Here is a 3164-nt window from a genome sequence, read left to right as displayed (position 1 = left end):
GCCCGGCCCGGGAGTTCGCCGGCCACCGCGGCGGCGCCCGCCAGGGTCTCCCGCGCCGCGTCGGCCGCCCCCGCCGGAAGCCCGGCGGGCAGTGCATCGTCCATGTGACCGCGGTAGATCGCGCTCCCGATACTGCCCAGGATCGCCATGCCCAGCGCGCCGCCCAGTTCGGTGCCGGACTCCAGCAGGGCCGAGGCGGAGCCGGCCCGCTCGGGCGGTGCGACACCGATGGCCAGTTCGTTGCCGAGCGACATCACCATCACCAGGCCCGAGGCGTACACCGACGACGCGACCAGCACGAACCACAGGGCCGAGCCCGGCTCCAGCCAGGACAGCCAGACGAAGCCGCCGGCCGCGATGACGAACCCCATGGCGATGACGTACGCACGGTCCATCCGCTGGGCGAGCGCGGCGGCGGCCGGCGCCATCCCGCCCACCGCGAGGGTCGGCAGCAGATTCCACAGCGCCGCCTCCATGGGGCTCATGCCCCGTACGGACTGCAGGTACTGGGTGAAGAACACCGCGCAGCCGACGATCGCGAACATCGCCAGCAGGTTCATCAGCACCGAGACGCTGTACCCGCGGTGCCGGAACAGTTCCAGATCGAGCATCGGGTGGCGGGCGGTGCGCTGGCGTTGGACGAAGGCCGCGGCGGCCAGCAGGCCGGCCACGAGCGCGACGACGGGCAGCGCCGCCACTCCGTTGCGGGCGATCTCCTTGATGCCGTAGACCATCGGCAGCATCGCGAGCAATGACAGCACCGAGCCGGGCAGGTCGAAGCGCCCGGCCGCCGGGTTCTTGAACTCCGGCAGCAGCAGCGGCCCGCAGACCAGCAGCAGCACCATCGCCGGCGTATTGATCAGGAATACCGAGCCCCACCAGAAGTGCTCCAGCAGCGCGCCGCTGAGCACCGGGCCGACCGCGATTCCGCCCATCATCGCCGCCGACCAGATCGCGACCGCCTTGCCGCGCTGCTTGGCGTCGTGGAAGAGGTTGCGGATCAGCGCGAGGGTGGACGGCATCAGGGTCGCGCCGCCGATGCCGAGCAACGCCCGTGCGGCGATCAGCATTTCGGCGCTCCGGGCGTACGCGGCGAGCCCCGAGGCGAGGCCGAAGAGCAGCGCGCCGGACAGCAGCAGCTTGCGGCGGCCGATGCGGTCGCCGAGCGAACCCATGGTGATCAGCAGGCCGGCGAGCACAAAGCCGTAGACGTCCAGGATCCACAGTTGCTGGACGCTGCTGGGTTCGAGCTCCGCGGTCAGGAACGGCACCGCGAAGTAGAGCACCGAGACGTCCATCGAGACGAGGAGGCAGGGCAGCAGGAGGACAGCGAGGGCGGTCCACTCCCGGCGGCCGGCCGGCGGCTGAGGTGTGTACGTAGTAAACGACATGGGTGACACGGTAAGCACCTCAAGCTTATGGTGCAAACACATAGCGGGCCTGAGGAGTTGGGCGTGCATCACACTAGTGCACCTACCTAGTGCAAGGCCCTGGTGAGCGCCACGCTGCTACCCTCACCGCTAGCGAATTCCCCTAGTGCACTAGTACGGAGGCCATCCCGTGGAGCAGTCCGCCCTACCGCCCTACCGCCGGATCGTGGACGAGATCCGGCGCCGTATCGACGCCGGTGAGCTGGCGCCGGGCGACCGTGTGCCGTCGACCCGGCGGATCACCCAGGAGTGGCGGGTGGCGATGGCGACCGCCACCAAGGTGCTCACGACGCTGCGTCAGGAGGGTCTCGTACGGGCCGTACCGGGCGTGGGCACGGTGGTCGCCGAGCCCCGGCCGGACGCGGGGACGCCGTCGCACCGGACCGCGCGCTCCGAACCGGCGCGTGAGCGGCGGCCGCGCGAGACGGACAGCGGCCTGAGCCGCGAGCGCGTCGTACGGGCCGGGATCAAGGTTGCCGACGCCGAGGGGCTGCGGGCGCTGTCGATGCGCCGGGTCGCCGCCGAGTTCGGGGTGTCCTCGATGGCGCTCTACCGCCATGTGGCCAGCAAGGACGAGCTGGTGATGCTGATGGCGGACGCCGCGTTCTCGGATGTCCGGCTGCCCGATCCGGCGCCGGACGGCCGTCGCGACCGGATGGAGGCGGGCGCCCGGCTGCAATGGGAGCTCTACCAGCGGCATCCATGGCTTGCGCAGTATCTGTCGATCACCCGGCCGCAGCCGATGCCGCGGGCGATGGCGCTGATCGAGTGGACCATGGCGCGGGTCGAGGGGATGGATCCGGTGACGCTGATCCATATGGCCATCACGCTGCTGAACCATGTCCGGGCCACCGCCGCCGGCTTCGAGGACGATCTGGAGGCCGAGCAGGAGACCGGTATGGACCAGAACCAGTGGATGGCCTCCATGGAGCCGGCGTTCGAGGGCATCCTCACCTCGGGCTCCTACCCCATGTACGGGGGGATGGCGGGCCACGACGAGGACGTGGTGAATCTGCAGTCGCTGTTCGACTTCGGGCTGGCCCGCCTCCTGGACGGTATGGAAGCGTTCATCGAGCGCCGGGCGGCGGAGTCCGGCGGGGTCAGCTGAGCTCCCCGCGCAGCCTCCTGGCCCGTAACACCAGCTCCAGTTCGAAGCGGCGGTCCGGGTCGTCCATCTCCCCGCCCCATAACTCCCGTATCTGGCGCAGCCGGTAGCGCACGGTCTGTGGATGGACGCCGAGCCGGGCGGCGATCTCGGGGGCGCCGCCGCGCGTCTCCAGCCAGGCGAGCAGGGTCTCCGCGAGCCGCCGCCCGTGGGTGGGACCGCAGCGGTCCAGGGGGGCGAGACGGCGTCGGGTGAGGTCGTCGATCAGCTCCTCGGGCGGCAGCAGGACCAGCGCCTCGGTGTGCTCGGTGCACTGCAACAGCTCGCCGGCGGGCAGCAGTCCGCGCTCCGTCAGATCGACCGCGGCCCCGGCCCAGCGCAGCGATTTCGCGGCGTCCAGCAGCGGTACGGCGGGGCCGATCGCACCCGACCAGCCGGCCGCCGCACGGCCCAGCAGCTCGCGCCGCCCGGGGGCGTCCGGCTCCGGCACCACCATCCGCGGCCGTTCGCACTCCATGTCCAGCAGGACGTCCGGGGCCACGGCGGGCGCCACCGCCTCGCGGGCCGGCCGCAGCAGGACCGCGACGGCGACGCGTTCGGGCAGCGGCCAGCCGATCCGGGCGGCGCGC

The 3164-nt window shown here is 71.6% G+C and carries 3 protein-coding genes; 1 reads left to right on the top strand and 2 read right to left on the bottom strand.

From position 1 onward, the window contains the following. A partial coding sequence (locus tag DY245_RS33890; RefSeq protein WP_128510970.1) for an MFS transporter occupies window positions 1-1391 on the bottom strand: 1391 nt, incomplete at its 3' end. 169 nt (window positions 1392-1560) lie between these two features. Here DY245_RS33890 and DY245_RS33885 point away from each other — a divergent pair. Continuing rightward, window positions 1561-2538, top strand: coding sequence for a GntR family transcriptional regulator (locus DY245_RS33885; RefSeq protein ID WP_128510969.1), 978 nt, complete (start codon window positions 1561-1563; stop codon window positions 2536-2538). Here DY245_RS33885 and DY245_RS33880 read toward each other — a convergent pair. After that, on the bottom strand, window positions 2531-3164 hold a 634-nt coding region (locus tag DY245_RS33880), incomplete at its 5' end, for a helix-turn-helix domain-containing protein (RefSeq protein WP_181923997.1). The two genes, DY245_RS33885 and DY245_RS33880, sit on opposite strands and share 8 nt — an antisense overlap.

Source organism: Streptomyces inhibens (genome assembly GCF_003389455.1).
Taxonomy (GTDB): domain Bacteria; phylum Actinomycetota; class Actinomycetes; order Streptomycetales; family Streptomycetaceae; genus Streptomyces; species Streptomyces inhibens.
The sequence above is the reverse complement of the archived record's forward strand: the minus strand, read 5'-3'. Positions and strand labels throughout refer to the sequence as shown.